We start from the raw sequence: 26,000 nt of genomic DNA, 5'->3' as shown, positions 1-26,000 counted from the left end.
AGGTGCGGAGAAGGCCGTGACCGGTTACCAGCCTTTGCCGGTGTCGGCGTCACCGCGCGGGTCTTCCCGCTCCCGTTCGCGGTGGAGATCCATCGCGTCGAACACCTGGTGGTAGAGCAGCGAGTGGACGCGCTGAACGTCGGGGATGTCGTCGAATTCCAGCGGGTCGTCGGAAGAGGACACGATGACCAGCGTTCCGGTGCGGAGCATCCTGTCGAGGAGGCCGTGCCGGAACTGCACGTTGCTGATGCGTCCCATCGGAATGTCGATCCCCGTGTGCGTCATCACACCCTGGCGGATGAGGACGCGTCGGTCGGTGACGATGAAATGGGTGAACTTCCAGCTGAGAAACGGCGCGACGCAGCGCCATCCGACGAGTCCCAGCCACAGCACGAGGACGACGACGAGCACGACGGTGAGTGCGGAGCCGTCGAGTTTGTTCTCGGCGAAGCCCGCCGCGAAACCCGCGACCGCGGTCGCCAGCAGAAAGGTGACGGCGGGGAGCAGCAGCATCTTCCAGTGCGGATGGCGGTGAAGCAGTAGTTCCTCGTCCTCGGCGAGCGCGTCCTCCGGATATCCCATGCGAAGAGTGTGCGCCTAACGCATGCGGCTGAGCACGATCGGGGTGATCACGATGATGATGCCGTACAGCACCATCCACACGCCGACCACGATCACGAACACCTCGAGCGACAGTTCGGGCTGCAGGAGCACGAATGCCCCGGCGACCACGCTGATCACTCCGAGCACGATGGTGAGGCCACGGTTCGCGACCGAACCGGAGGCGCCCTCGACGATGTCGAGGACACCCCGGAACACCCACCACGCACCGATGAGGAGCGCGATGATGACGACGGTCTGGAGCGGGCTCCTCAGGACGAGGAACGCGAGAAGAATTGCCAGGGCGCCGGATACGCCCACGAGGGTGCGCGCGCCTCCACTGGCCTCGACGTCGGCGAACGCCCGGATGATCTGGACGATCCCGAATCCGAAGAACTGGATGGCGATCAGGACGGCCAGCACCGTGAGGGTCACGTGCGGCCACACGAGCACGGCGATGCCCAGGCCCAGGGTGAGCAGACCGAGCACCACCGTGAGACCGGTCAACGTGCGCCGGGCTGCGGTGACGGAGGACTCCGGAATTGAGGTACTCATGTACCACAGTGTGGCACTACTCGGTGCGCACGGGGCGTAAATGTGTGATGTCACCTGCGGCGACGGCGACCGTGCCGGGCTGTCCGTCGGGGGCGATCACGACCCGGCCCTCGGTGTCGACGTCCGTTGCGATGCCGATCAGTTCACGCCCGCCGGGCAGTTCGGCGCGCACCCGCTGGCCGAGTGTGCCGCAGCGCTCACGGTAGGCCGCGGCGAGTTCCGTGACGTCCCAGTTCGCGTCGTGCCACTGCTGCCAGCGATCGGCCATGGCACGCAGCACTGCCCGCACCAGGGTGTCGCGGTCACTGACCTCGGCGCCCTCGAGGACGAGCGACGTCGCGTGCTCGACGGGCAGTTCGTCTCTGGTGAGGCTCACGTTGAGTCCGATCCCCACGACTACCGCGGGATCCGGTGCCGTGGCGGACACCTCGGCGAGGATGCCGGCGACCTTGCGTCCGTCGATGAGCACATCGTTGGGCCACTTCAGTTCCGCCGGCACCTTGGCGGTGGCGCGCAGCGCGTCGACGACGGCGACGCCGGTCAGCAGCGGCAGCCACCCCATGTCCTGGACGCGCATCCCCGGCATCGTCAGCAACGCCGAGACGGCGATCTGCGCCTGCGGCGGGCTCACCCAGGCGCGGGAGTGGCGGCCCCGGCCGCTGCCCTGGAACTCGGCGAGCAGCACGTGGCGGTCGCAGTCCGACGTCGCGGCGCGCGCGAGAAGGTCCGCGTTGGTGGACCCGGTCTCCTGCACCACGTCGAGCCGAGACCAGAACTTGCGGGTGTCGCTGTCGTCGTCACCGCGGACGAGCGCCGCCCGCAGATTGTCGGCGTTGAGAGGGGGTCGGTTCAGGTCGGTCCACATCACCACAGCCTAGGACGAGCAGGAAAAGGTACTGGTCAGTAGCCGGGTCCGGGCAACCCGCCGCCTGACCACCTCCCTTGGCAGAAGCTCGCCGGCTCTCGTTAAGCTGACCTGTCATGACCACTGTTCAGGAGCCGAGCGCGGCGGAGTCGGCGAGTACGCCCGATATTCACACGACGGCGGGAAAGCTCGCCGACCTGCGTAATCGTCAGGCCGAGGCGCAGCACCCGAGCGGTGAAGCCGCGGTCGACAAGGTCCACGCCAAGGGCAAGCTCACCGCCCGCGAACGCATCACCGCGTTGTTGGACGAGGGCTCCTTCGTCGAACTCGACGCCCTCGCCCGCCACCGCAGCGTGAACTTCGGCCTCGCCGACAACCGCCCCGTCGGCGACGGCGTCGTCACCGGCTACGGCACCGTCGACGGCCGCGACGTCTGCGTCTTCTCGCAGGACGCCACCGTCTTCGGCGGCTCCCTCGGCGAAATCTACGGCGAAAAAATCGTCAAGGTCATGGACCTCGCCCTCAAAACCGGGCGCCCCCTGATCGGCATCAACGAAGGCGCCGGCGCCCGCATCCAGGAAGGCGTCGTCTCCCTCGGCCTCTACGGCGAAATCTTCCACCGCAACGTCCAGGCCTCCGGCGTCATCCCCCAGATCTCGCTGATCATGGGCCCCGCCGCCGGCGGCCACGTCTACTCCCCCGCCCTGACCGACTTCGTCGTCATGGTCGACCAGACCTCCCAGATGTTCGTCACCGGCCCCGACGTCATCAAGACCGTCACCGGCGAAGACGTCACCATGGAAGACCTGGGTGGCGCGCACACCCACATGGTCAAATCCGGCGTCGCCCACTACGTCGCCTCCGGCGAACAGGACGCCCTCGACTACGTCAAGGACCTCCTCTCCTACCTGCCCAGCAACAATCAGGCCGCCGCCCCCCGGATGCTGCCCACCGACCCGATCACCGGCGCCATCGAGGACTCCCTCACCGCCGAGGACCTCGAACTCGACACCCTGATCCCGGACTCGGCGAACCAGCCCTACGACATGCACGAGGTCATCCGCCGCATCCTCGACGACGACGAATTCCTCGAGGTCCAGGCCGAACGCGCCGGCAACATCGTCGTCGGCTTCGGCCGCGTCGACGGCCGCTCCGTCGGGATCGTCGCGAACCAGCCCACCGTCTTCGCCGGCTGCCTCGACATCGACGCCTCCGAAAAAGCCGCCCGCTTCGTGCGCACCTGCGACGCGTTCAACGTCCCGATCATCACCCTCGTCGACGTCCCGGGGTTCCTGCCCGGCACCGACCAGGAATACAACGGCATCATCCGCCGCGGCGCGAAACTGCTCTACGCCTACGGTGAGGCCACCGTCGGCAAGATCACCGTCATCACCCGCAAGGCCTACGGCGGCGCCTACGACGTGATGGGCTCCAAGCACATGGGCGCCGACGTCAACCTGGCCTGGCCCACCGCCCAGATCGCCGTGATGGGCGCCTCCGGCGCCGTCGGGTTCGTCTACCGCAAACGCCTGCTCGAGGCCGCCAAAAACGGCGACGACGTCGACGCCCTGCGTCTGCAACTGCAACAGGAATACGAGGACACCCTCGTCAACCCGTACGTCGCCGCCGAACGCGGCTACGTCGACGCCGTCATCCCCCCGTCCCACACCCGCGGACAGATCGTGGCCGCCCTGCGCCTGCTCGAACGCAAAATGGTCACCCTCCCGCCCAAGAAGCATGGGAACATCCCGCTATGAGTGTCGGCGAATCATTGGACAGAGTGACGGATCTCCCCGAGGACGACATGCGCACCGAGACCGGTCCGGATGCGTCGTCGTCCCTCAACGGGTCCGCAGCGAACACGACGCTCCCGGACAGCACGGCCACCGACCTGCCCGCTGACGTGGACGGTGCAGCCGATGCGGCCCGCGAGCCGTTCCTGAAGGTGGTCAAGGGGTCCCCGTCCGACGGGGAGATCGCAGCACTCGTCGCGGTGCTGTCCGCGGTCGCCGCCGCAGGCAGCGGCGATCCCGACTCGGGCATCCCGCCCGAGTCCTGGGGTGCCCCCACCCGGATGCACCGGAGCATCGCCCCGTTCTCGCCGTACGCGTTCCCGAACGTGTCGGCGTACCGGCGTTGATCCGGGCCTCGTGACGTCCTTCGTTCTCGCCTCGGCGTCCCCGGCGCGGCTGGCTGTGCTGCGCAGCGCCGGGGTGGAACCGGTGGTGCGCGTCTCCGGAGTCGACGAGGACGCCCTCATCGCGGCACTCGGTGCCGACGCCGCCCCCGAGCACGTCGTCACCGAACTGGCCCGCGCCAAGGCGAAGGATGTCCTCCCCGTTCTCGCACGGGACGGGATCTCGGATGCCGTCATCGTGGGATGCGACTCCATGCTGCTGATCGACGGCGCCCTGCAGGGCAAGCCCGGGAGCGTCGACGTCGCGCGCGAGCGCTGGTCGTCGATGGCCGGCCGTAGCGCGACCCTGCTCACCGGGCACAGCGTCCTGCGGATCGCCGAGGGCGCGGTGGTGGGTGACGCACACGATCACAGCGCCACCGTGGTCCATTTCGCAAGCCCACCGGACGCCGATCTGGAGGCCTACCTGGCGACCGGGGAACCGCTCCAGGTCGCGGGTGCGTTCACCCTCGACAGCCTCGGCGGATGGTTCGTGGACCGTATCGAGGGCGACCCGTCCAGCGTGATCGGGATCGGTCTGCCACTCGTCCGGAGGTTGCTCGCGGACGTCGGCGTCGGCATCGCCGAGTTGTGGGCGACGTCAGGCCGCGGCGACTGACCGGTCGTCGACCAGCTGGTTCCGGCGCGGCAGGGTCAGCGACGCCAGCCCGATGGCCGCGGCGACCGCCGCGATGATCCAGAGGATGCGGCGTTCCGCCTGCAGGAACGCCTCGCCTGCCGCACTGCGGGTCGATTCCCGGGCCGCGACCACCGCGGAGTCGGCGATCTGCTGCTGGGCAGCACCGAGCGGGGCCCCTCCCGATACCGGTGAACGGCACTCGTCGGGCACCTTCATCGGGGACGTGGACCCGAGTTGTTCCGACGCGCAGCGCACGAACGTCTCCTCCGCACGCGGGATCAGCCCCGGCGGCACACCGACCTCGGCGAGCTGAGCGGTGAGCGCCGGCCGCTCGGCCTGCACCGCGTCCGCCGACTGCGTCGCGACGAGGTTGAAGAACACCACGCCGATCACCGCGAGCCCGATCGAACTGCCCACCTGCTGGACCGTCGGCAGCAGCCCGGACACCGAACCCGCGTTCTCCGGTCGCACGGTCGCGAGGATCGCCGTCTGGAGCGGCGCCACGAACAATCCGAGCCCGGCTCCCCCGATGAAAAGGGGCCCGGCCAGCGCCGACCACCTCGGGTCGGTGCCCTCGTGCTGCAGTTGCGCCGCCAGCACGACGAGGGAGCCTGCGAAGAGCACCATCCCCGACGGCAGGACGAGGTTGCCGATGCGCCGGTAGACGGCCGCGGAGGCCAGTGCGGCGAGACCGGTGCCGAGCGCCCACGGCAGCGTCATCATCCCAGCCCGCAGCGGTGAGAACCCGAACCCGAACTGCAGGGTGAGGGAGATGGTGAAGATCAGTGACGTGAGCGTGCCGAAGAACACGAACGCGATGGCGGCGCCCAGCGAAAACGCGCGGTCGGTGAACAACTCCAGGCGCAGGACGGGGTCGCCGCTGCGGCGCCCGAGCCGCCACTCGTAGACGACGAAGGCGATCAGCACCGGCACCGAGCACAGCAGCATCACCACGATCGACGTCGGCCAGCCCCGTTCGCGTCCTTCCGCGAGCGGAAAGATCAGGAGGAACAGCCCGACCGCCGACAGCACGACGCCGCCCAGGTCGAGTTGGCGAACACCGTCCGGCTTCGCGTCGACGAGATAGAAGTAGCCGAGGACCAGGGCGGCGAGACCGAGCGGGAGGTTGACGAAGAAGATGAGCCGCCAGCCCCAGCCGAAGAGGTCCCACTGGATGAGAAGTCCGCCGACGAGCGGGCCGCAGATCGTGGCGAGCCCGATGGTCGCGCCGTAGATCCCGAACACCCGCGGGTGGGCGCGTTTCGGGAAGAGTCCCGAGATGATGGCGAACGTCTGCGCCGACATCGACCCCGCCGCGAGTCCCTGCAGCGCCCGCGACACGACGAGAGCGGTCGGCGTCTGGGCGAGCCCGCAGAGCAGTGAGGCGACAACGAAGACGGCCAGTGCGGTGAGGAAGACGCGTCGCCGGCCGAGGAGATCCCCCAGTCGCGCCGCTGTGATCAGCGAACACGCAAAGGACAGCGTGTAGACGCTCACCATCAGCAACTGCGCCGACACCGAGGCGCCGAGATCGACCGCGATGCTCGGCAGCGCGACGTTGACGATGGTCGCGTCCAGGAGTTGCATGAACACGGCGGCGAGACTGGTGGCCAAACCCAGCCAAGGGACCCACCGACCGAGTTCGCCCCGATAGAGTGCGGCACGCTGCGTCACAGGCATCCGGACAGGCTAGCGGCTCGAACCTCACGGGTTGCTGTGAGGTTGTTCCGAAGTTGCTGCATGCTACGCGAAGAACTTGCAGCGTAGAACCCCTTTGCCCGACACTTGACTAAACTGGGACCGGCCTGTAATCAGTCTCATACTTCTTTACCTCTCGCGGTAAGGCACTCGGTGCCGCATCCTGTTGCGAGAAGGCCGTGCCACACCCGACCGATCTCGCAACCTCGATTCGACACCAGGAGCCGCTCGATGGACTTGAACTTGATCACCCACTGGAAGCCGGAACCTGGGCGGGTCGTCGAGTGGAAAGTCACGGACGCGAGTGCACGTGCGGCTGCCGAAGCTCCGGTGGATCCGGCTCTGCCGACGACGATGCAGGAGCGGCACCTGCGGCGGGCCCGGCTGGCGGCGAACAACGGCGAAACTCAGTCGCCGTGGATCGGCATCGCGTTCGACTTCCCGGGCAGGCTCGACCGCGCGGCGATGACCCGGACCCTCGAGCGCTACGTGCTGCGGCACGACACGCTGCACAGCTGGTTCTCGTTCGAGCACGCGGACGCCGACCCCACGGACACCGGCAACGCGGTTCGGCGGCACGTCGTGCCCGCCGACGCCATCGCGCTCACGGCACACGAGGGCGAGACGCTCACCACCCCCAAACAGGTCCGTGACCACATCGCCGCGCGCTTCGCGAACGACACGAGCGCGCTGGCATGGCCCGCGTTCGTCTTCGGTGTGGTGGAGCACTACGACGCGGAGGCGCCCCGGACCGAGGACAGCTTCACCCTGTTCCACGCCGTCGATCACGCGCACACCGACATGCAGTCGATGATTCTCACGTTCGCCGAGACGCGGATCATCTACCAGGCCGAACTCGACGGCGCCGCGCCCGAACTTCCCGATCCGGGGAGCTACGTGGAATACAGCAGGCAGGAACGGGAGAAGGCGGCGACGCTGACACTCGCGTCCCCCGAGGTGCACGGCTGGATCGGTCACCTCACACGCAACGGGGGCAGCTTTCCGAGCTTTCCGCTCGACCTCGGGGCGTCCGACGCACCCAAGCCGGCCATCGGCAGCCGGTTCGACCTCGCCGACGCCGACGAGTGCGAGCGGTTCGGCGCCGTGTGCAAGGCACACGGTTCCAACTTCATCGGCGGGGTGTTCGCGGCCCTCGCCATCACCGAACACGAATTGGTCGGACGCGACCGCTACATGGCGCTCTCCCCCGTCACCACCCGCAACGACCCGCAGTTCTACTGGTCCCAGGGGTGGTTCATCAATCTCATCCCGGTCGGATTCGCCCTGGACGAGGCCGCGACGTTCACCGGGCTCGCCGGGCGCGCGCAGGACGCCTACCGTTCGGGGAAGGCTCTCGGTGAGGTGTCCGTGCAGCAGGTGATCGACACCGTTCTCGCCGAGGCGGGCCCCGCGGCGACGTCGCAGCACACCACGCTCGCACCGCCGCCGATCGTGTCGTACATCGACGGGCGGCGATTGCCGCAGACCGAGAGTTTCGTGTCGGCCCGGGCGACCGGCATCGTCGGCGGCAAGGCCACCCAGATCGCGTCGATCTGGATCAACCGCGTTTTCGAGGGCACGTGGATGGCCATCTCGCATCCGGACACGGAGGAGGCGCACCGGTCGGTGACCGTGTATGCCGAACGGTTGTCGACGATCATGAAAACCGTGGCCCACGAGGGCGATTACACGGTGACGCCGTTCGCGCCGGTGGCCGCGGAATCCGTGACTGCCGCAGGGGTGGAGTAGTGCACGTCACGTCGATCGACCGGTACATGCTCGAACCCGGCCTGGTGACGGAGTGGTCCGTCGCGCCGGGTGAGGTGTCGGCCTCGGCGGTGCCGCCGTCGTACAACCAGCAGTTCCACCTCGACACCGCCCGCACGCACGGGGTCGGCCGAAGTGTGTGGATGGCAGCGGCTTTCGACCTCCCCGGCCGACTCGACCGGGACGCGCTCGCGCAGGCACTGGTGCATTTCGTCCGGCGTCACGACACGCTGCAGACCGGCTTCGACGTGAGCCCGGACGCGATGGCCCGGGTGGATCTCGACCCCGACGACATCACCGTCGTCGCGTCCGAGTCCTCGCTGACGACGTCACCGCACGAACTCCGCGACCATCTGCGGTACCGGTTCACCGAGGCGTGCGATCCGCTGACGTTCCCCGCCTACCTGTTCGCGACCATCGAGCGCGACTCGCACTACACCGTGGTCAGTGCGTTCGATCACACGCTCGTCGACGGGTATTCGCTCGTCATCGCGCTGGGCGAACTCCGGCAGATCTATCAGCGAATCATCGGGCTCGGCCGCTCGGGTGTGCTCACCGAGGCGGAACTGACGGAGGAACTCGGCGATCCGGGGAGCTTCCTTCGGTACTGCGAACTCGAGGCCGAGGCGCCGGTCACCGAGATCGGCGACCCCCGGGTGCGGGAATGGGCCCGCTTCTACCAGCGCTGCGGCGGCACCGCGCCCAGTTTCCCGCTCGATCTGGGCGTCGAGGCCGGCAGGCCCGCCCCGCAGGGCGCCGATGTGCGTCCCCTCCTCGACGCCGCGGGCACCGACCGGTTCGAGGAGATCTGCCTGGATTCCGGGGGAAGTCTGTTCACGGGGACGCTCACCGCGATGGGTCTGGCCGTGCACTCGATCAACGGCGCCGACCGGATGCCGTTGCAGTTTCCGCTGCACATCCGCCAGGACCCGCAGTGGGCCAACGCGATCGGGTGGCTCACGACGAGCGCGCCGCTGACCGTCGAACTGACCCCCGACTGCGACTTCCAGTCCTCGCTGGCGCACACCCACGCCTCGTTCCGCACGGCGCTCACGCTCAAGGGCGTGTCGATGGCCCAGGTGCGGGAGGCGCTCGGTGACGGATATCGCCGCACCCGCACCGATGTGTTCATGGTCTCGTACATCGACTACCGCAAGCTGCCGGGCACCGACGACCACGACGAATTGAACGCCCACCACATCAGCAACGTGACGGTCGCGGACGACGCCCAGTTCTGGATCTCACGCACCCAGCGGGGTCTCGCGCTGCGGTCGCGGTTCCCCGAGACGCCGACGGCGCGGCGTGCGGTCACGGAGTTCCTGGTGCGGCTGCGGGAGATCATGCACGACGTCTGCGAGAACGGTGTCACTCCCATCGCGGAACTCACCAGTCAGCTGAACCTGGAGGGCACTCCGGTCGTCTGACCGCGGGAGGGCTCGAACAGTTGTCGCCGCATCCCGACGGCGATCCTGGCCGCCTCGTTCTTGGCCTGCTGCGCGACGTCGCCGACGAACAGTTCGTCGACGCTGGACGTCCACAGCTCGACCCAGCGGTCGAAGTGCCGGCCGGTGAATCCGTGCCTGCCGTGCAGCGCCCGGTGCACGGCGCCGACGCTGCCGCGGTAGACGCCGGTGCGCAGCAGGATCGTCTCCCAGAAGTCGCACATGACGGGCAGGTGGTCGTCCAGGCCGATCACGGCGAGCGTCTCGAAGGCTGGTTCGAGGACCGGGTCGGCGAATGCCCGGCCGTAGAAGTGGCGGAGCAGCAGTTCCAGGTCGGCGCGCGTCGCGATGTCGGGCATGGGGCCTCCGTTCGGGTGCGAATCTACGCGCCCGCGCTCACCGTCCTCACCGTGCGCGGAAGGTAAGTGTGAACGCCGGTCGGAAGAACTTCCGGCGTCCGCCTAGAATTGATCCGTCCCCGTCGCATCTGCCCCAGGAGCCCACTCGTGCCCGTAGCGCCAGATCCCACCCAGTCCTTCGCCGAGTACGCCAATCCCGGTCGGCTCGTGTCGACGGAGTGGCTGTCCGCGAATCTGGGCACACCCGGCCTCAAGGTCGTGGAGTCGGACGAGGACGTGCTCCTCTACGACGTCGGTCACATTCCCGGCGCCGTCAAGGTCGACTGGCACCTCGACCTCAACGACCCGGTGACGCGCGACTACATCAACGGGGAGCAGTTCGCCGAGCTGATGAGCCGCAAGGGCATCAGCCGCGACGACACCGTCGTGATCTACGGCGACAAGAGCAACTGGTGGGCGGCGTACGCCCTGTGGGTGTTCACGCTGTTCGGACACGAGGACGTCCGCCTCCTCGACGGCGGCCGCGACGCGTGGATCGCCGAGAACCGGGACACCGCGTTCGACGTCCCCGAGACCTCCCCCACCGACTACCCGGTGGTCGAGCGCAACGACGCCCCGATCCGCGCGTTCAAGGACGACGTGCTCGATCACCTCGGCAAGGGACCGCTGATCGACGTGCGGTCGCCGCAGGAGTACACCGGCGAACGCACCCACATGCCCGACTACCCGGAAGAAGGCGCACTCCGCGGCGGCCACATCCCGAGCGCGCAGAGCATTCCCTGGGCCAAGGCCGCCGCACCCGACAGCCGTTTCCGTTCGCGCGGTGAACTGAACGAGATCTACGGCGGGGTGTCCGCCGACGACGACATCGTGGCGTACTGCCGGATCGGTGAACGTTCCAGCCACACCTGGTTCGTCCTCACCCACCTGCTCGGTTACCCCAACGTCCGCAACTACGACGGTTCGTGGACGGAATGGGGCAACATGGTTCGCGTTCCGATCGTCAGGGGTGAAGAGCCGGGAGATGTTCCCGGCGCAACGTCATGACCGAACTACCCGATTCGCTTGCCGAGATCGTCGACGACTTCGCCGCCGTCGACGGCTCGGACAAGCTGCAGTTGCTGCTGGAGTTCAGCCGCGAATTGGCGCCGCTGCCTGCCGAACTCGAGCAGGACGCGATGGAACCGGTGCCCGAGTGCCAGTCGCCGCTGTTCCTGTCGGTCGACGACTCCGATCCGGAGCACGTGCGACTGCACTTCAGCGCGCCCGCGGAGGCACCGACCACGCGGGGTTTCGCGTCGATCCTGCACCAGGGCCTCGATGGGCACAGTGCCGTCACCATCCTCGGCATTCCGGACGATTTCTACTCCGCGCTCGGGCTCGCCGACGCCGTCAGTCCGCTGCGGCTGCGCGGCATGTCGGCGATGCTCGCGCGAATCAAGCGGCATCTCCGCGGCTAGGCAGGGTCTGAACACATACCGATGGAATTCACCGAACTTGCCGACTACCCCGTTCCGGTGGGTGCGCTCACCGAATGGCTGCCGTGCGCCCGCTCGGAGTGGGTGGACGACCCCCGTCCTGCGTCGTACATCCACGAGGCACATCTGCGCCGGTGCGCCGACGCCGACGGTCGCGAATCCTGGCTGGGCACCGCATTCGAGATCCACGGAACGCTGAACGTCACCGCGTTCCGTACCGCGCTGGAGAAGTGGACCGATCGTCACGAGGTGCTGCGCTCGCACACGACGTTCGACACGGAGACCGAGCGGGTCTGCAGGCGGACCGTGCCGCAGGGCGGGCTGCACGTGGGGGTCGTCAGCCACGGTTACGACGCCGCCGGTGGCGACAACTTCGCGCACCTGCAGCAACTGTTCGACGAGTACGCCTCGCCGCACAGTTGGCCGTCGTACGTCTTCGCGACGCTCGAGACCGTGCAGCGCGACCGGTTCACCGTGTTCTTCGCGGCGGATCACTCGATCATCGACGGGTTCTCCATCGTGCTCGTCGCCCACGAGTTGACCGCCCTGTACGAGGAGGCGCTGTCCGGTCGCACGGCCAACCTGTTCCCCGTCGGCAGCTACATCGACTTCGGCCGCGAGGAGCGCGAGATCTCCACCGACGCCGAGGTCAAGCGGGAGGCGCTCGACGTGTGGCGGTCCGCACTCGAGGGGCCGGGACTCCCCGAGTTCCCCCTCGAAGTCGGCCCGCGCACGACGTACGCGCAGCAGAACCTGTCCGCCTGGATACTCGACGCCGATCAGGCCGCGGCGTTCAACTCGGCGTGCCGGGAGGCGGATGTGGGGTTCTTCCCCGGCCTGCTCGCGTGCCTCGGCCTGGCCGGTGCGGAAGTAACGGGCGATGACCGCTTCCGGACCGTTACCCCGGTGCATACCCGGCACTCCCCGCAGTGGGCGTCCGCGCTGGGCTGGTTCGTGGGGCTGAGCCCGATCGACTTCGAGGTGACGTCGGACGATTTCGCCGCCGTCGCCCGCGAGGCCGCGGACAGCGTGGCCCGGACCAAACCGATCTCGGTGGTGCCGTTCGACCAGATCGAGAAGGAACTCGACATCCCCATCCGGCCGCGTTTCGTCGTCTCTTACATGGACGTCCGGTTCGTGCCCGAAGCGGGCCGCTGGCACGAACGTAACGCCCGGGCGCTGCGGAGCCGGCAGTACACGCACGACGTGTACGCGTGGATCAACCGCACCCCCCGCGGCGTCAATCTGGCGGTCCGATATCCGGGCAACGACATCGCCGCCGCGAGCGTCCACACGTGGGTCGCGAGCCTCCGCCGGCAACTGGAACAGGTTTCAACCAGCTACCCTTCGGTAGGGTTGCGCAGCGTCGGACAGGCCTGACGGCAATATTCGGTCCGGTGGCAACACCGATCGGTTCGGTGCCTAGACTCCGAAGAGATGCCGTAACCCACCGCCGGTGAACACCCCCGGGGACCACCGCGGTGACAGACCATGCGAACCACAGGAGGCTCAGTGCCCAGTCATGCCAGCGCGCACATCACGAAGGTGCTCGTCGCGAACCGCGGTGAGATCGCAGTGCGGGTGATCCGGGCCGCCGCCGACGCCGGCCTGGCCAGCGTCGCCGTCTACGCCGAACCCGACGCCGACGCCCCGTTCGTGCGCCTGGCCGACGAAGCCTTCGCCCTCGGCGGACAGACCTCCGCCGAGTCCTACCTGGTGTTCGACAAAATTTTGGACGCCGCCGCCAAATCCGGTGCCGACGCCATCCACCCCGGCTACGGCTTCCTCTCCGAGAACGCCGACTTCGCCCAGGCCGTGCTCGACGCCGGCCTGATCTGGATCGGCCCGTCCCCGCAGTCGATCCGCGACCTCGGCGACAAGGTCACCGCCCGCCACATCGCCGAAAAGGCGAAGGCCCCGATGGCCGCCGGCACCAAGGACCCCGTCAAGAACGCCGACGAGGTCGTCGCCTTCGCCAAGGAATACGGCGTCCCCGTCGCCATCAAGGCCGCCTTCGGCGGCGGCGGGCGCGGCATGAAGGTCGCCCACACCATCGAGGAAATCCCCGAACTGTTCGACTCCGCCACCCGCGAGGCCGTCGCCGCGTTCGGCCGCGGCGAATGCTTCGTCGAACAGTATCTGGACAAGGCCCGGCACGTCGAAGCGCAGGTCATCGCCGACCAGCACGGCAACGTCATCGTCGCCGGCACCCGCGACTGCTCCCTGCAGCGCCGCTTCCAGAAACTCGTCGAGGAGGCCCCCGCCCCGTTCCTCACCGACGACCAGCGCGCCCGGATCCACTCCTCCGCGAAGGCCATCTGCAAAGAGGCCGGATACTACGGCGCCGGCACCGTCGAATACCTCGTCCAGGGCGACACCGTCTCCTTCCTCGAGGTCAACACCCGCCTGCAGGTCGAACACCCCGTCACCGAGGAAACCGCCGGCATCGACCTGGTGCTGCAGCAGTTCAAGATCGCCAACGGCGAACACCTCGACCTCACCGAGGACCCCACCCCCCGCGGGCACGCCTTCGAGTTCCGCATCAACGGCGAGGACGCCGGCCGCGGCTTCCTGCCCGCCCCCGGACCGGTCACCAAGTTCGTGCCCCCCACCGGCCCCGGCGTCCGAATGGACTCCGGCGTCGAAACCGGCTCCGTCATCGGCGGCCAGTTCGACTCCATGCTCGCCAAGCTGATCGTCACCGGCGCCACCCGCGACGAGGCCCTCGCCCGGGCCCGCCGCGCCCTCGCCGAATTCCAGGTCGAAGGCCTGGCCACGGTCATCCCGTTCCACCGGGCCATCGTCTCCGACCCCGCCTTCATCGGCGACGGCACCGGCTTCGACGTCTACACCAAGTGGATCGAAACCGAATGGGACAACCAGGTCGAACCGTTCACCGGCGGCGCCCCGCTCGACGACGAGGAGAACCTGCCCCGGCAGAACGTCGTCGTCGAGGTCGGCGGCCGCCGCGTCGAGGTGTCGCTGCCCGGCCAGTTCACCCTCGGCACCGGCGGCGCCCCCGCCGGCCCGGCCCGCAAGAAGCCCAAGGCCCGCACCCGCGGCGGCGCCCACGGCGGCGCCGCGTCCGGTGACGCCGTCACCGCCCCCATGCAGGGCACCGTCGTCAAGGTCGCCGTCGAAGAAGGCCAGCAAGTCGCCGAGGGCGACCTCATCGCCGTCCTCGAGGCCATGAAAATGGAAAACCCCGTCAACGCCCACAAGGCCGGCACCGTCACCGGCCTCGCCGTCGAACCCGGCTCCGCCATCACCCAGGGCACCGTCCTCGCAGAGCTCAAGTAGCTCCCGTGAGTACTTGTTAACCGCCCGCGCTGGCTGTCAGCATGGTCGTGAGACACCTGGCAGTCAGCGTGGGGAGCGGAGTTCCCTGTGACCGACATCGACAGCTTTCCGATCGGGCGTGGTCCGACGGGTAGGCGTTCGTTTCCGATCGCGTTCCGGATCGAGGTGCTGCGCCGGTGGGACGAGTGCACCGAGCACGGCGCCAAGACGCGCCTGCTGCGTGAGTTGAACCTGAGCAAGAACCACGTCACTGCGTGGCTTCGCGCGCGGGAGAGCGGACAATACACGCAGGCGATGGTCGCCGCGGCAGAGAAGTCGAGGAATTGGATGGACAGTCGGGATCGGGCCGAGCTGGCGCGGCTGCGCCGGGAGAACACACGGCTCAAGGCCCAGGTGGAACAGGCGGAGACCGCCCAGGAGATCCTGGGAAAAGCGTTCGAGCTCTTGCAGGGGATCACCAAGCGCTCGAACGAGGACCCATCTGCGATCCCACCGGCGTTGATGAGCGCGAACGAGTACGCGCAGTGGCTCGAGCGAGAGAAGCTGTCCTGATCGACACCGTCGGGGTGTTGGTCCGGGACGCGGCGATGCCGGTCACCGCGGCGTGCGCCCTGCTCGGTGTGCCGCGGTCGAGTTACTACCGGCGCACCCGCGGTTACCGGCACTACGTTCCGGTCACCGAGCCGGTCCCGCACGTTCAGCGGCGGCAGCCCGCCGCGTTGTCCGACGACGAGCGCGCCCGGATCGTCGAGTTGATCCTGGCCGAGGAGAACACGGATCTGTCTGTGGTGCAGGTGTATTGGCGTTCTTTCGACGCCGGGTTCGTCGCGTGTTCGGAGTCGACGTTCTACCGGGTGGCGCGTGCGCAGAACTTGACCGGGGACCGTCGCCGCACCCGGCGGGCCACGGCCGCGGCCCGCCGGGCACCGGTCGCCCGGGCCGGTCGGGCCGGGCAGTTGTGGTCGTGGGACATCACGATGTTGCACGGTCCCCGCAAGCAGGACAGGTATCTGCTGTACCTGGTGATGGACGTGTTCTCGCGGTTCCCGGTGGCCTGGCGGATCGAGTACGCCGAGGTTCCCGAGTTGGCGGTGCAGATGTTCGCCGAGGCGTTCGAGGCGTTCGGGGTGCCCGAGGTGGTGCATGCCGACAATGGTCCGTCGATGCGCTCACATGCCCTGATCGCCGCCCTCGACGAGGCGGGCGCGTGCCGGACCTACTCACGACCGAGGGTCAGCGATGACAACCCGTTCTCCGAGTCGCTGTTCAAGACCATCAAGTACGACTTGTCGTGCCCGCTTCGGTTCGACGACATCGACCACGCGCGGCGATGGACCGAGACGTTCATGACCCGCTACGCGCTCGAACACCGGCACAGTGCCCTGGGCCGGCACACCCCCGCATCGGTGTTCCTCGGCCTCGACACCGAGGAACACCGCCGCCGACAGCACCGGCTGGACCAGATCTGGGCCGAACACCCCGAACGGTTCCGCGGCCGACCCCTGGCACCACACCCGCCACAACCGACAGGCATCAACATCAACCAGAACCTGTCTCAGACAGGTTGACAACTACCGCCCGCGGTTAACAAGTACTCACGGGTGGCCGTGCCACACTGTACGCATGTCTGACGTTCCCGAGATCCGTATCGGCACAGCCGAACGCGAGCAGGCCCTGAACTCGTTGAGCGAACACTTCGCCGCGGGCCGTCTGACGGTCCCCGAGTTCGACGAGCGCAGTCTCGCGGTCACGAATGCCACCACCCGCGGCGAACTCGATCGAGTGTTCACCGACCTCCCCGCGACCACCGCGGCCGCGCCTGCCAAGGCCGTGGCAGCGGACACCGACCGCGACCAGAACTGGCGTCGCATCGTGATGTCGGTGATCCCGCTCGTCGCCCTCGTGCTGTTCTTCGTCGTCCCCGTAGACAACAGCTGGCTGTTCTTCCTGATGATCCCTGCGGCCGGCGCCATCCTGTTCGGCACCCGCGACGACCGGCACGATCGCGATCGCCGCCGCGGCCGCCGGGACCGCTGACATGGAACCGGTGGAGGTCAATGCAGGCGGCTGGTATCTGCGCGCGCTGCGCGAGGACGAGCGGGTCAATGACCGTCCGGCGCTCGCGGACGGTGGAATAACCGAACCCGGCTACATCGCCCGCCGCACGGCGCAGTGGCTGAGCGACGAGCACTATTCGTGGGCGATCTGCCAGCCCAACACCGGCGAACTGCTCGCCGAGGTGGGGCTCACTCCGTCCGGGGAAACCGCGACACTCACCGGCTGGGCACGGGCCGGTCACGAGGACGCGCTCGCGAGCGGATCGGATGCGGTGCAACGGTTTGCGGAGGGCGCACTGGGGTTCACGGTCCAGCGGTGAGTATGCGTTCCGTTCCGGTGGCGGCCCTCACCGTGCTGGCGATGGTCATGTTGCTGTCCCCGGCGTCCGCGACGCCGTCCGGCCCCGAACATGCCGACAAGGTGGTGCATGCCGTGCTGTTCGCGGCGCTGGCGGCCGCCTCCCGGTATGCCCTTCTGACACCACGGATCACGGTGCTCTGGCTCGCGGCGTTCGCGGTGATCACCGAGATACTGCAGGGCGTGCTGCCGATCGGCAGGCACGGTTCGGTCTGGGATCTCTGCGCGGACATGGTGGGTGTGGCGATCGGGTTGTCCGCTCAGTCCGCGATCATGCACTCCCGCAGCAGAGTCTGAACTCCGGCGTCGAGGCCGAGTCCGTCGGAGAAGTACCGTTCGATCGTCCCGTACTGCTCGCGCATGGCGGCGAGCGATACCTGCAGATACTGCTCGCGGACCCCGAGCACGGGCTCGAGCAGCGCCGGATCTCCCCCTGCGTCGACGAATTTCTCGAACACGCCCGCGAACGCCGGCAGCAGGAGTTCGTTGGTCAGCAGATAGTCGTGGAACACGTCGTCTTCGGCGACCCCGAGGAGCAGCAGCAGCGCCGCCGTGGCCCATCCCGTCCGGTCCTTCCCGGTCGTGCAGTGCACGAGGGCGGGCGTGTTGCCGTTGGTCGCGAGACCGCCGAACAGTTCCCGGTACGAGGACACCGCGCTGGGCATCTCGACGAAATCGCGGTAGCTGCCCTCGAAATACTCGATAGCGCGTCCGCCGCCGAGTTCGCGTTCGGCGATCATCGGGTCGGCGATCACCTGCAGCATCTGCGCGGGGATCGAGCGGATCCCCTTGTCGGCGAGCACGTCCAACGCGACCGCGCGGGCCCCGTTCGGGAGAATGTCGGGGGCCGCGGCGCGCTCGTCCGCGGTCCGCAGGTCGTACACCATCCGGATCCCGAGGCCGTCGAGCGCCGGCATGTCGGTGTCCGCGACCCGGCTGAGATCGGTCGAACGGTAGAACACACCGGTGCGCACCTTCGCGCCGTCCGCGGTCCGGTAGCCGCCGACGTCTCGCAGATTGGGCACGGACGTGAGCGGAATCGGCGTCATGCGTCGACGGTACCGCCCAGCACCCGGGCCAGTGCATCCACGGCGGCGTCGAGTTCCGCGGTCGTCACCGTCAACGGTGGACGGAACCGGATCCCGCGCTTTCCGGTCGGCAGGATCAGCACCCGCTCCCGGTCCCTGAGGTCCGCGACCACCCGGTCCCGCCGCTGCGGGGTGGGAAGCGTGATCGCACACATCAGGCCACGCCCCCGCGGTTCGGTCACGTCGGCGTTCGCCCGCGCGAGTTCCCGTAGCCGTTCGAGAAGGTGTGCCCCCGTCATGCGGGCCCGGTCGACGAGCCTGTCCTCCTCGACGATCTCGAGGATCCGGCGGGACCGCACCATGTCGGTGAGGTTGCCGCCCCAGGTCGAGTTGATCCGCGAGCTGACCGCGAACACGTTGTCGGGGATGTCGTCCACCCTGCCGCCGGCCATGATTCCGCAGACCTGGGTCTTCTTGCCGAACGCGACGACGTCGGGGTGCACCCCCAGTTGCTGGTACGCCCAGGCGGTGCCGGTGAGACCGCAGCCGGTCTGCACCTCGTCGAACACGAAGAGGGCGTCGTTCTCGCGGCAGAGCGCCTCCATCGCCTGGAAGAATTCCGGGCGGAAGTGATGGTCTCCACCCTCGCCCTGAATCGGCTCGGCGATGAAACAGGCCACGTCCGAGGGGTTCTCGGCGAACGCTTGCCGCGCCTGGTCCAGTGCGTGCCGCTCGGCGTCCTCGACGTCCCGCCCGTCCGTGAGGTACGGGGAGTCGATGCGCGGCCAGTCGAACTTGGGGTACCGCGCCACCTTGCCGGGCTCGGTGTTGGTGAGCGACATGGTGTATCCGCTGCGCCCGTGGAAGGCCTCGGTCAGGTGGAGCACCTTCGTGCCGAGCGCCGGGTCGAGGCCACGGCTCTCGTTGAGCCTGCTCTTCCAGTCGAACGCCACCTTCAGCGCGTTCTCGACGGCGAGCGCACCACCGTCGATGAAGAAGAGATGCGGTAGTGCGGGATCGCCCAGCACCCGGGCGAACGTTTCGACGAACCGTGCCATCGGAACGGTGTAGATGTCGGAGTTGCTCGGTTTGTTGATCGCCGCCGCCGCCAGTTCCCGGCGAAACGCGTCGTCGTCCGCCAGTGCGGGGTGGTTCATCCCGAGGGCCGACGACGCGAAGAATCCGAACATGTCCAGGTAGCTGATGCCGTCCCGCAGGTCGACGAGATGGGTGCCGCGTGAGCGGTCCAGGTCGAGTACGAGATCGAACCCGTCGACCAGAATGCGCTCGCGCAGCACGTCGTGCACCTGGCTCGCCGGCAGCTCGCCCCCATTTCCGGTAAAACGAATCGCTGTGCTCATACCGAGAGATTACGTCAAAATTCCTGTCTATCGGCGACGATTCGGCAACATATCCGGCACAGAGCTCACTTGTCGTAAAATGTTTGCAAGATGATGGTGCTGCGCGTATGTACGTTGGCGGTGGCACGGATCTCCTGCAGAAGGTGTTCCAGCTCCCGCGGCGAGGCGACGCGCACCAGCAGCACGTAGCTCTCCTCCCCCGCGACCGAGTGGCACGCCTCGATCGCGGGGAGAGTCCGCAACCGGGCGGGCGCGTCGTCGGGCTGCGACGGATCGAGAGGGGTGATCGCGACGAATGCGGACAGACCGTGCCCGAGCGCATCCGGATCGATCTTCGCGGTATACCCGCGGATCACTTTGCGGGCCTCGAGCCTGCGCACCCTGGACTGCACCGCGGAGATCGACAGCCCGGCCTTCTCGGCGAGTGTCGCCAGAGTCGCCCGGCCGTCGGCCACCAGCTCCTGCATCAGTACCCGATCGATGTCGTCGAGAGGAGTATGGGGTGCGTCGCTACGGAAAGATTCCACCACCAGCGCAGGCTAGCCCAGCGGAGGTGCATCATGGTTGAAACGTGGGAGCTCCGCGCCCGCTTCGCCCGCGCACTGGGCGCGGCGTACGGCCGGACGCTGCCCGCCTACGACACGCTGGTCGAGGTGGCCGACGAGGTCAACGCGGACTTCGCGGCGAGAAACCCGGCCGATGCCGAACGCCGGGGTGGCCTCGCCCGGGTCACCGTGGAGCGCCACGGCGCGATCCGCCTGGGTGGGCCCACGGAGCTTCGTCAGGCCGCCATCCTGTTCTCGGGTTTCGGGATGCACCCCGTCGGCTGCTACGACCGGCGCGACGCACCCGATCCGAAGCCCGTCGTCTCGACGGTGTTTCGTCCCGTCGACCCGATCGAACTGGCCCGCAACCCGTTCGGGATGCTCGCATCGATGCTCACCACGGACGATCGCCGGTTCTTCGACAGCGATCTGCAGCACCGCCTCGAGAATGTCCTCGCCGCCCGCAGCGTGTTTCCCACGGAGCTGTTGCACCTGGCCGCGCTCGCGACCGAGGAGGGCGGGCTGACGGCGCCGACGGCGGAACGGTTCGTCGCACTCGCGGCCACGGCCTTCGCACCGTCGGACACCGCGGCCGACCGATCCTGGCTCTCCGCGCTCGAACGCGTCGCACCCGTCGCCGCCGGCCTCGGTGGGCGCACGGGCGTGCGGGTCGTGCACCTCGCACCGCGGGTCTTCGACCTCGACGAACTGTGCGGGCGGGCGGCGCGGCACGGACTCAGAAGGATCGACGGCACCGACCATTTGCGCGCGGGTGGCCCGGACGTCCTCGTGCGGCGGGTGTCGTTCGGCGCCGCCGGCACACCGGGCGGCGTCCTGGTGGCGGAATCACGCGGCATCGCACTGACACCCGAGGGACGGGCGCTGTACGCCGCCCACGGGGCGGACGAGTTCCCGCAGACGGAAGCGGAACTGGAGGCGCAGGGGCTGGCGTACTTCGCCCACCGCCGCACCGGGGACGGCCACGTCGTGGAGCCCATCCTCTACGAGGACTTCCCGCCGATACCGGTCGACTCCGGCCCCGACCACCTACCGTGGCTCTCCGAGACACTCGGCCGGGCCGTGCACGACCCGTTCACGCTCTACCGACAGCAGCAGCACCATTCCCGAGAGAGGACAGTATCGTGAACCTTCCCGCCCCCGAGGAGTTGTGCCGACGTGCCGAGGAAGCGCTGATCAGGTGCGGCGCCGAGATCACCGACGGCGGTGGACCGCTCGTCGCGCGCACACCGATTACCGGGACCGAACTGCGCACGGTGACGGCGAGCAGCGCGGAGGACGTGGATCGCGCGATCACCGCGGCCCACGAGGCCTTCCTCGAATGGCGTTCCGTCCCCGCCCCCCAGCGCGGAGCCGTGGTGCGCCGTCTGGGTCAGCTTCTGACGGAACACAAGGCCGATCTGGCGGAACTGGTCACGCTCGAGGCAGGCAAGATTCCGTCCGAGGCGCAGGGCGAAGTGCAGGAGATGATCGACATCTGCGAATTCGCGGTCGGCCTGTCCCGCCAGTTGTACGGCAGGACGATGGCGTCGGAACGTCCCGGACATCGGCTGATGGAGACGTGGCATCCGCTGGGAGTCGTCGGAGTGATCTCGGCGTTCAACTTCCCGGTGGCCGTGTGGTCGTGGAACACCGCTGTCGCGCTGGTCTGCGGCGACACGGTGGTGTGGAAGCCGTCGGACCGGACGCCGCTGACGGCGATCGCCTGCGACGCCCTGCTGGCGCGCGCCGCCCGGGACGTCGGTGCACCCGCCGGCATCCACGCCCTGATACAGGGGTCGGGGGACGTCGGCGAACGACTCGTCGACGACGCACGCGTCGCGTTGCTCAGCGCCACCGGTTCGGTGCGGATGGGGCGCGCCGTGGGGCCTCGCGTTGCCGCGCGCTTCGGCAAATGCCTGCTCGAACTGGGCGGCAACAACGCGGCAGTGGTGGCACCGTCCGCCGATCTGGACCTGACCGTGCGGGGCGTCGTGTTCTCCGCCGCGGGTACCGCGGGACAACGCTGCACGTCCCTGCGACGGCTGATCGTGCACTCGTCCGTCGCCGACGAACTGGTAGAGCGCATCTCTTCCGCGTACGGCCAGTTGAAGGTCGGGAACCCGTTCGACGACGGCGTCCTCGTCGGCCCGCTGGTGAACCGCTCCGCCTTCGAGGCGATGCAGACCGCGTTGGACAAGGCCCGCGCCGACGGCGGGACCGTCGTCTGCGGCGGCGAACGCAGCGGTGGCAGCGACGCCGCGTATTACGTCTCGCCCGCCCTCGTCCGGATGCCCGCGCAGACGTCGGTGGTGCGGGAGGAGACGTTCGCACCGATCCTCTACGTGCTCACCTACGAAGACTTCGACCAGGCGATCGCGTTGCACAACGAAGTGCCCCAAGGACTCTCGTCGTCGATCTTCACCACCGATCAGCGGGAGGCCGAGAGGTTCCTGGCGGCAGACGGTTCCGACTGCGGCATCGCGAACGTCAACATCGGCACATCGGGGGCCGAGATCGGCGGGGCGTTCGGCGGCGAGAAGGAGACGGGAGGCGGACGCGAGTCCGGATCCGACGCGTGGAAGGCCTACATGCGCCGTGCGACGAACACCGTCAACTACTCCGATCGACTCCCGCTCGCGCAGGGGGTGGAGTTCACCTGATCGGCGGCGTCGACCGGCTACTCTCGGGGCGTGAGCAACTGGACCGAGATGGCGCGTGAGATCGCGGAGAACGTGCTGTTCCCGGTGGCCGACAGCGTCGATGCCGACGGCGAGATTCCCGACAGTCACTTCGAGACTCTCGCCGCCGACGGCTTCTACGGACTCGCGGCACCCGGCGAAGAGGGTGTGCCGCCGTCGGTACTGGTCGACGTGATGGAGACGTTGTGCGGCGGCTGCCTCGCAACGGCGTTCACGTGGATGCAGCATCACGGCGTCGTCGCCGGTCTCGCCGGTTCGCCGAACACGACCCTCCAGGATCGGTACCTCGACGGACTCGTCGACGGCACGGTGCGGGCCGGCGTCGCTCTGGCCGGAGCGATTCCCGTCCCGCCCACCCTGTGGGCACGCAGCGTCGACGACGGCTACGTGCTCGACGGGGTGTCGCCGTTCGTCACCGGCTGGGGCATCGTCGATCTGCTCCAAGTGTCGGCGCGCGACGAATTCGACGACTCCATCGTGCACGTCATCATTCCCGCACAACCACTTCGTGGACTCACTGCCGAGGAACTTCCGCTGATCGCGGCACGCGGGTCGAACACGGTCCGGCTGAAATTCGACGGGCTCGCCGTACCGCGGGATCTGGTGAGCGCCGTCGTCTCCCCCGAGGACTTCGCGAAGAGCCAACTGTTCGGGTCGTGGATCAACGGGTGCATGGCGATGGGAATCACCCGGCGGGCGATCAGCGAACTGCACGCCCTCGGCGTCGACGCGGACCCGTTCGAGGAGCAGGCCGCCCGGGCACGTCTCGACCTGAACGCGGCACTCGAAGGCCGCGCGGAGATCGCCGAAGCGCGGGCCCGCGCTTCGGAACTCGCCATCCGCACCGCCACCGCCCTCGTCACCGCGAAGGGCAGTTCCGCACTGCTCGCGGGAAACACGGCGGAACGACTGATGCGTGAGGCCACCTTCACCCTCGTCGCAGCGGGACGTCCGGCGATCAAGTCCGCGTTGCTGGACCGCCTCGGCCGCGACTAGCGCGTCGTTTCGGGTATCCCGACAGTTCCCAGAGCTGAAAGTGGGTTTCGTCCATGGCATGCCGCATCAGTGAACTCGTGCTCGGTTGCCGCGACCCCGAGGCGCTGGCCCGGTTCTGGTGCGAGGTCCTGGACTTCGTGGTGCTCGACCGCGAGGACGACGGAAGCATCGAGATCGGGCCCCGCGAAGGGTTCGGCGGCCCGCAACCGACGATCATCCTCAGCCGCCGAGACGAACCGGAACCCGGGAAACCGCGGCTGCACATCGACGTCAACGCCACCGACCGCGATCAGGACGCCGAACTCGAACGCCTCCTGAACCTCGGAGCGCGCTCGGCCTACATCGGCCAGACCGGGGACGAGCCCTGGCACGTCCTCGCCGATCCCGAAGGCAACGAATTCTGCCTGCTCCGGGCCCGCCTCGCTCCCCTCTGACGGTCCTGGCCGCTGCGGGATCCCGTACACCGGCGTCGAGTTCGTGGCCGTCGAGGTGCCGTCGCCGTCGTTCGCTCCGGCAGCAGTACCCGCCGCGGATCTCGCGACGGTGTGAACACAGGCCTCGGTTACGGCACTCGGTCCTCGGCGCGCACCCGGTCGCGGAGCCTCCGGCGGGCACGGTCGATCAGCTCACCGGAGTGGTGCCGGTGATTGATTCGCGGTTTTCTGTCCGGGTCTATGTGTGGTGGCGGTATCCATTCGGTGCGTCCCGCGTACGCGTCACCGGGTGACGCACTGATGGTCGCCCAGCCTGCAGGCCCGTCGTGCACTCGGGCATGGCAGGCATCGCACACGAGCGTCAGCGAGTCGATGTCGGTGCGCCCACCGTGGCGCCACTCTTCTACGTGGTGGACCGCGCAGATACTGGCCGGGGCCGCGCAGCCCGCTCGCGTGCATCCACCTTCGGCGGCGATGAGAGCGAGGCGTTGGTCCGCGCTCGCCACCCGTCGGAGCCGTCCGAGATGCAGGGGCCTGCCGTCGTGGTCGAACAGGACGAGCACCGGGTGGGCGTTCTCCGCGAGTGTCAACGCGTCGTCGAGGGGAAGCAGACCGCCGGTGGCCGTGGTCGCTACGCCGCCCGCCGCTTTCTCGAGTTGATCGAGCGTCATGGTGATGATCGCCGTGACGGGCAGACCCCGGTGCCGACCCAGGATCTGAGATTCGAGCACGACCCTGAATATCGCACCGAGGGCGTCGTGGTTGCGTTGCGCCGCGGTGCGCGTGTCCCGCGCCGCGGCCGCAACCAACGCTTCACGGTCGATCGACGGATCCTCGGCGTCGCCGCGTGGCGACTCGGGGTCGTCCGGGTTGTTCATGCCGGGGCGGGCCCATTTCGCGAGGATCGGGTCGAGGAGGGCGCGCGCGGTGGGGTCGAGTTCACCGGAAATCTTCGACATCAGTTCGGTGTCCTGTCGACCGAGTGTGATGCCGCGTCGGCGTGCCCGATCGCGATCGTCCGTGAGACGACCGTCTGGATCGAGGTAGGCGAGCAGTCGGTGACCGGCACTCTCGACGTCCTCCGGGGTGCCGCCACGCGCGCATTCGGCCAGGATCGCTTCGACTGCGGCGACGTCCGCATTCGAGACGGCGTGCGGGATCTTGCGCATGATCTTCGAGACCGCCCGGGCGTGATCGGGGCCGATGGCACCGTCGCGTTGCGCAGCCGCCGTTTCCGGCAGTGCCGCCGGCAAGTCGTCGCCCGACAGCGTGTGCCAGGCGCCGAGGTTGCGGGCAGCCGACACCCGCGCCGAAGCATCCGACGCCGACACGCGCAGCACGTCGACCAGGAGTTTGTTCGGCGAGTTGTGGCCGAGCGCCGCGGGCAGCGAGCGTTCGACACTCTCGACGATAAGCCGCTGCGAGACCGCGCCTGCGCGGCGGAGGGACTTCTCGAGTTGCTGCATCATCAGCATCACGTCGGAATCCGATACACCCGTGAGATCGGCGTCGAGCAGTCCCGTGACGGCAGCAGCCAGCGCAGTCAGGTGTTCAGTCACCTGATCCGCCGCCAACCCCCAGGTCGAACTCATGTTCGAATCATACTGCGCCCCACCGACACATTCGACGGACCGCACACCAT

The 26,000-nt window shown here is 68.3% G+C and carries 27 protein-coding genes; 18 read left to right on the top strand and 9 right to left on the bottom strand.

Annotation, left to right across the window (positions count from 1 at the left end; translation table 11 throughout):
* Nucleotides 1-24 precede the first annotated feature (24 nt).
* Genes I1A62_RS41800 through I1A62_RS41790 form a run of 3 tightly spaced genes read right to left on the bottom strand, consistent with a single transcriptional unit; the run spans nucleotide 25 to nucleotide 2,020 of the window.
* Nucleotides 25-582 carry a PH domain-containing protein gene (locus I1A62_RS41800; RefSeq protein ID WP_124390401.1) on the bottom strand — a complete coding sequence of 186 codons (558 nt, stop codon included), beginning with the start codon at nucleotides 580-582 and terminating at the stop codon, nucleotides 25-27.
* A gap of 15 nt (nucleotides 583-597) precedes the next feature.
* Nucleotides 598-1,155, bottom strand: coding sequence for an HdeD family acid-resistance protein (locus I1A62_RS41795; protein ID WP_124390402.1), 558 nt, complete (start codon nucleotides 1,153-1,155; stop codon nucleotides 598-600).
* A 16-nt stretch (nucleotides 1,156-1,171) separates the two neighbouring features.
* Nucleotides 1,172-2,020, bottom strand: a complete 849-nt coding sequence (locus I1A62_RS41790; protein ID WP_124390403.1) for a biotin--[acetyl-CoA-carboxylase] ligase — start codon at nucleotides 2,018-2,020, stop codon at nucleotides 1,172-1,174.
* Between the two features lie 116 nt (nucleotides 2,021-2,136).
* Here I1A62_RS41790 and I1A62_RS41785 point away from each other — a divergent pair, with 116 nt between their 5' ends.
* The 3 genes from I1A62_RS41785 to I1A62_RS41775 are packed head-to-tail and all read left to right on the top strand — an operon-like array spanning nucleotide 2,137 to nucleotide 4,815.
* Nucleotides 2,137-3,777, top strand: coding sequence for an acyl-CoA carboxylase subunit beta (locus I1A62_RS41785; protein ID WP_074933736.1), 1,641 nt, complete (start codon nucleotides 2,137-2,139; stop codon nucleotides 3,775-3,777).
* Nucleotides 3,778-3,800: 23 nt separating this feature from the next.
* On the top strand, nucleotides 3,801-4,160 hold the full coding sequence (locus tag I1A62_RS41780) for an acyl-CoA carboxylase subunit epsilon (protein ID WP_124396538.1): 360 nt from the start codon (nucleotides 3,801-3,803) through the stop codon (nucleotides 4,158-4,160).
* Between the two features lie 10 nt (nucleotides 4,161-4,170).
* The gene (locus I1A62_RS41775) at nucleotides 4,171-4,815 is read left to right on the top strand and encodes a nucleoside triphosphate pyrophosphatase (RefSeq protein WP_219457993.1); all 645 of its coding nucleotides are present in this window, start codon (nucleotides 4,171-4,173) and stop codon (nucleotides 4,813-4,815) included.
* Here the strand turns inward: I1A62_RS41775 and I1A62_RS41770 are convergent.
* Nucleotides 4,798-6,516 (bottom strand): MFS transporter, encoded by a 1,719-nt coding sequence (locus I1A62_RS41770; protein ID WP_219457991.1) that lies wholly within the window; start codon nucleotides 6,514-6,516, stop codon nucleotides 4,798-4,800. The genes I1A62_RS41775 and I1A62_RS41770 overlap by 18 nt on opposite strands.
* Nucleotides 6,517-6,765: 249 nt before the next feature.
* Between I1A62_RS41770 and I1A62_RS41765 the strand changes: the two genes are divergently transcribed.
* Entirely contained in the window at nucleotides 6,766-8,283 is a 1,518-nt protein-coding gene (locus I1A62_RS41765) for a condensation domain-containing protein (protein WP_219457990.1), read from the top strand.
* Nucleotides 8,283-9,725 (top strand): condensation domain-containing protein, encoded by a 1,443-nt coding sequence (locus I1A62_RS41760; RefSeq protein WP_124396534.1) that lies wholly within the window; start codon nucleotides 8,283-8,285, stop codon nucleotides 9,723-9,725. The genes I1A62_RS41765 and I1A62_RS41760 overlap by 1 nt, the downstream gene beginning before the upstream one ends.
* Here I1A62_RS41760 and I1A62_RS41755 read toward each other — a convergent pair.
* Entirely contained in the window at nucleotides 9,692-10,102 is a 411-nt protein-coding gene (locus I1A62_RS41755) for a group III truncated hemoglobin (protein ID WP_124396533.1), read from the bottom strand. The two genes, I1A62_RS41760 and I1A62_RS41755, sit on opposite strands and share 34 nt — an antisense overlap.
* Before the next feature lie 147 nt (nucleotides 10,103-10,249).
* On the opposite strand from I1A62_RS41755, the gene I1A62_RS41750 reads away from it, so the two are divergent.
* The 9 genes from I1A62_RS41750 to I1A62_RS41710 all read left to right on the top strand — a co-directional run bounded on the left by I1A62_RS41750 (nucleotide 10,250) and on the right by I1A62_RS41710 (nucleotide 17,592).
* On the top strand, nucleotides 10,250-11,149 hold the full coding sequence (locus I1A62_RS41750; RefSeq protein ID WP_072951493.1) for a sulfurtransferase: 900 nt from the start codon (nucleotides 10,250-10,252) through the stop codon (nucleotides 11,147-11,149).
* Nucleotides 11,146-11,562 (top strand): SufE family protein, encoded by a 417-nt coding sequence (locus I1A62_RS41745; protein ID WP_124396532.1) that lies wholly within the window; start codon nucleotides 11,146-11,148, stop codon nucleotides 11,560-11,562. The genes I1A62_RS41750 and I1A62_RS41745 overlap by 4 nt, the downstream gene beginning before the upstream one ends.
* Before the next feature lie 21 nt (nucleotides 11,563-11,583).
* Nucleotides 11,584-12,960 (top strand): condensation domain-containing protein, encoded by a 1,377-nt coding sequence (locus I1A62_RS41740; RefSeq protein ID WP_219457988.1) that lies wholly within the window; start codon nucleotides 11,584-11,586, stop codon nucleotides 12,958-12,960.
* A gap of 132 nt (nucleotides 12,961-13,092) precedes the next feature.
* Nucleotides 13,093-14,880: an acetyl/propionyl/methylcrotonyl-CoA carboxylase subunit alpha gene (locus I1A62_RS41735; RefSeq protein WP_219457986.1), complete on the top strand. Its 1,788-nt coding sequence runs from the start codon at nucleotides 13,093-13,095 to the stop codon at nucleotides 14,878-14,880.
* 87 nt (nucleotides 14,881-14,967) lie between these two features.
* On the top strand, nucleotides 14,968-15,432 hold the full coding sequence (locus tag I1A62_RS41730; RefSeq protein WP_307720204.1) for a hypothetical protein: 465 nt from the start codon (nucleotides 14,968-14,970) through the stop codon (nucleotides 15,430-15,432).
* Nucleotides 15,405-16,448 (top strand): IS3 family transposase, encoded by a 1,044-nt coding sequence (locus I1A62_RS41725; protein WP_257890617.1) that lies wholly within the window; start codon nucleotides 15,405-15,407, stop codon nucleotides 16,446-16,448. The genes I1A62_RS41730 and I1A62_RS41725 overlap by 28 nt, the downstream gene beginning before the upstream one ends.
* A gap of 55 nt (nucleotides 16,449-16,503) precedes the next feature.
* Nucleotides 16,504-16,917: a DUF1707 domain-containing protein gene (locus I1A62_RS41720; RefSeq protein WP_219457984.1), complete on the top strand. Its 414-nt coding sequence runs from the start codon at nucleotides 16,504-16,506 to the stop codon at nucleotides 16,915-16,917.
* A gap of 1 nt (nucleotide 16,918) precedes the next feature.
* Nucleotides 16,919-17,257: a hypothetical protein gene (locus I1A62_RS41715; RefSeq protein WP_124394681.1), complete on the top strand. Its 339-nt coding sequence runs from the start codon at nucleotides 16,919-16,921 to the stop codon at nucleotides 17,255-17,257.
* A 2-nt stretch (nucleotides 17,258-17,259) separates the two neighbouring features.
* Entirely contained in the window at nucleotides 17,260-17,592 is a 333-nt protein-coding gene (locus tag I1A62_RS41710) for a VanZ family protein (RefSeq protein WP_124394689.1), read from the top strand.
* On the opposite strand, the gene I1A62_RS41705 is transcribed toward I1A62_RS41710, so the two are convergent.
* The 3 genes from I1A62_RS41705 to I1A62_RS41695 form a co-directional block, all read right to left on the bottom strand.
* Nucleotides 17,556-18,344 carry a tyrosine-protein phosphatase gene (locus tag I1A62_RS41705; protein WP_219457983.1) on the bottom strand — a complete coding sequence of 263 codons (789 nt, stop codon included), beginning with the start codon at nucleotides 18,342-18,344 and terminating at the stop codon, nucleotides 17,556-17,558. The genes I1A62_RS41710 and I1A62_RS41705 overlap by 37 nt on opposite strands.
* Nucleotides 18,341-19,684 carry an L-lysine 6-transaminase gene (lat, locus tag I1A62_RS41700; protein WP_219457981.1) on the bottom strand — a complete coding sequence of 448 codons (1,344 nt, stop codon included), beginning with the start codon at nucleotides 19,682-19,684 and terminating at the stop codon, nucleotides 18,341-18,343. Before lat ends, I1A62_RS41705 begins: the two co-directional genes overlap by 4 nt.
* A gap of 65 nt (nucleotides 19,685-19,749) precedes the next feature.
* Complete coding sequence (locus I1A62_RS41695; protein ID WP_124394678.1) at nucleotides 19,750-20,214, bottom strand: Lrp/AsnC family transcriptional regulator; 465 nt, start codon at nucleotides 20,212-20,214, stop codon at nucleotides 19,750-19,752.
* A 30-nt stretch (nucleotides 20,215-20,244) separates the two neighbouring features.
* On the opposite strand from I1A62_RS41695, the gene I1A62_RS41690 reads away from it, so the two are divergent.
* The 4 genes from I1A62_RS41690 to I1A62_RS41675 are packed head-to-tail and all read left to right on the top strand — an operon-like array spanning nucleotide 20,245 to nucleotide 24,358.
* Nucleotides 20,245-21,375: a 2-oxoadipate dioxygenase/decarboxylase family protein gene (locus I1A62_RS41690; RefSeq protein ID WP_219457980.1), complete on the top strand. Its 1,131-nt coding sequence runs from the start codon at nucleotides 20,245-20,247 to the stop codon at nucleotides 21,373-21,375.
* Nucleotides 21,372-22,889: an aldehyde dehydrogenase family protein gene (locus I1A62_RS41685; protein ID WP_219457978.1), complete on the top strand. Its 1,518-nt coding sequence runs from the start codon at nucleotides 21,372-21,374 to the stop codon at nucleotides 22,887-22,889. The genes I1A62_RS41690 and I1A62_RS41685 overlap by 4 nt, the downstream gene beginning before the upstream one ends.
* A gap of 30 nt (nucleotides 22,890-22,919) precedes the next feature.
* On the top strand, nucleotides 22,920-23,924 hold the full coding sequence (locus I1A62_RS41680) for an acyl-CoA dehydrogenase family protein (RefSeq protein WP_124394675.1): 1,005 nt from the start codon (nucleotides 22,920-22,922) through the stop codon (nucleotides 23,922-23,924).
* Between the two features lie 53 nt (nucleotides 23,925-23,977).
* Entirely contained in the window at nucleotides 23,978-24,358 is a 381-nt protein-coding gene (locus tag I1A62_RS41675; RefSeq protein ID WP_124394674.1) for a VOC family protein, read from the top strand.
* 128 nt (nucleotides 24,359-24,486) lie between these two features.
* On the opposite strand, the gene I1A62_RS41670 is transcribed toward I1A62_RS41675, so the two are convergent.
* Nucleotides 24,487-25,950 (bottom strand): HNH endonuclease signature motif containing protein, encoded by a 1,464-nt coding sequence (locus I1A62_RS41670; RefSeq protein ID WP_219457977.1) that lies wholly within the window; start codon nucleotides 25,948-25,950, stop codon nucleotides 24,487-24,489.
* Between the last annotated feature and the right edge of the window lie 50 nt (nucleotides 25,951-26,000).

Source organism: Rhodococcus sp. USK10 (assembly GCF_019378875.1).
Classification (GTDB): Bacteria; Actinomycetota; Actinomycetes; order Mycobacteriales; family Mycobacteriaceae; genus Rhodococcus_F; species Rhodococcus_F pseudokoreensis.
This window is presented reverse-complemented; position numbering and strand designations above follow the sequence as displayed.

Bases quoted from the DNA above. Each gene is read 5' to 3' on its own strand.
- I1A62_RS41800 (WP_124390401.1), bottom strand. From the start codon at position 582: ATGGGATATCCGGAGGACGCGCTCGCCGAGGACGAGGAACTACTGCTT.
- I1A62_RS41795 (WP_124390402.1), bottom strand. From the start codon at position 1,155: ATGAGTACCTCAATTCCGGAGTCCTCCGTCACCGCAGCCCGGCGCACG.
- I1A62_RS41790 (WP_124390403.1), bottom strand. From the start codon at position 2,020: ATGTGGACCGACCTGAACCGACCCCCTCTCAACGCCGACAATCTGCGG.
- I1A62_RS41785 (WP_074933736.1), top strand. From the start codon at position 2,137: ATGACCACTGTTCAGGAGCCGAGCGCGGCGGAGTCGGCGAGTACGCCC.
- I1A62_RS41770 (WP_219457991.1), bottom strand. From the start codon at position 6,516: ATGCCTGTGACGCAGCGTGCCGCACTCTATCGGGGCGAACTCGGTCGG.
- I1A62_RS41765 (WP_219457990.1), top strand. From the start codon at position 6,766: ATGGACTTGAACTTGATCACCCACTGGAAGCCGGAACCTGGGCGGGTC.
- I1A62_RS41755 (WP_124396533.1), bottom strand. From the start codon at position 10,102: ATGCCCGACATCGCGACGCGCGCCGACCTGGAACTGCTGCTCCGCCAC.
- I1A62_RS41745 (WP_124396532.1), top strand. From the start codon at position 11,146: ATGACCGAACTACCCGATTCGCTTGCCGAGATCGTCGACGACTTCGCC.
- I1A62_RS41740 (WP_219457988.1), top strand. From the start codon at position 11,584: ATGGAATTCACCGAACTTGCCGACTACCCCGTTCCGGTGGGTGCGCTC.
- I1A62_RS41720 (WP_219457984.1), top strand. From the start codon at position 16,504: ATGTCTGACGTTCCCGAGATCCGTATCGGCACAGCCGAACGCGAGCAG.
- I1A62_RS41715 (WP_124394681.1), top strand. From the start codon at position 16,919: ATGGAACCGGTGGAGGTCAATGCAGGCGGCTGGTATCTGCGCGCGCTG.
- I1A62_RS41710 (WP_124394689.1), top strand. From the start codon at position 17,260: ATGCGTTCCGTTCCGGTGGCGGCCCTCACCGTGCTGGCGATGGTCATG.
- I1A62_RS41705 (WP_219457983.1), bottom strand. From the start codon at position 18,344: ATGACGCCGATTCCGCTCACGTCCGTGCCCAATCTGCGAGACGTCGGC.
- lat (WP_219457981.1), bottom strand. From the start codon at position 19,684: ATGAGCACAGCGATTCGTTTTACCGGAAATGGGGGCGAGCTGCCGGCG.
- I1A62_RS41690 (WP_219457980.1), top strand. From the start codon at position 20,245: ATGGTTGAAACGTGGGAGCTCCGCGCCCGCTTCGCCCGCGCACTGGGC.
- I1A62_RS41675 (WP_124394674.1), top strand. From the start codon at position 23,978: ATGGCATGCCGCATCAGTGAACTCGTGCTCGGTTGCCGCGACCCCGAG.
- I1A62_RS41670 (WP_219457977.1), bottom strand. From the start codon at position 25,950: ATGAGTTCGACCTGGGGGTTGGCGGCGGATCAGGTGACTGAACACCTG.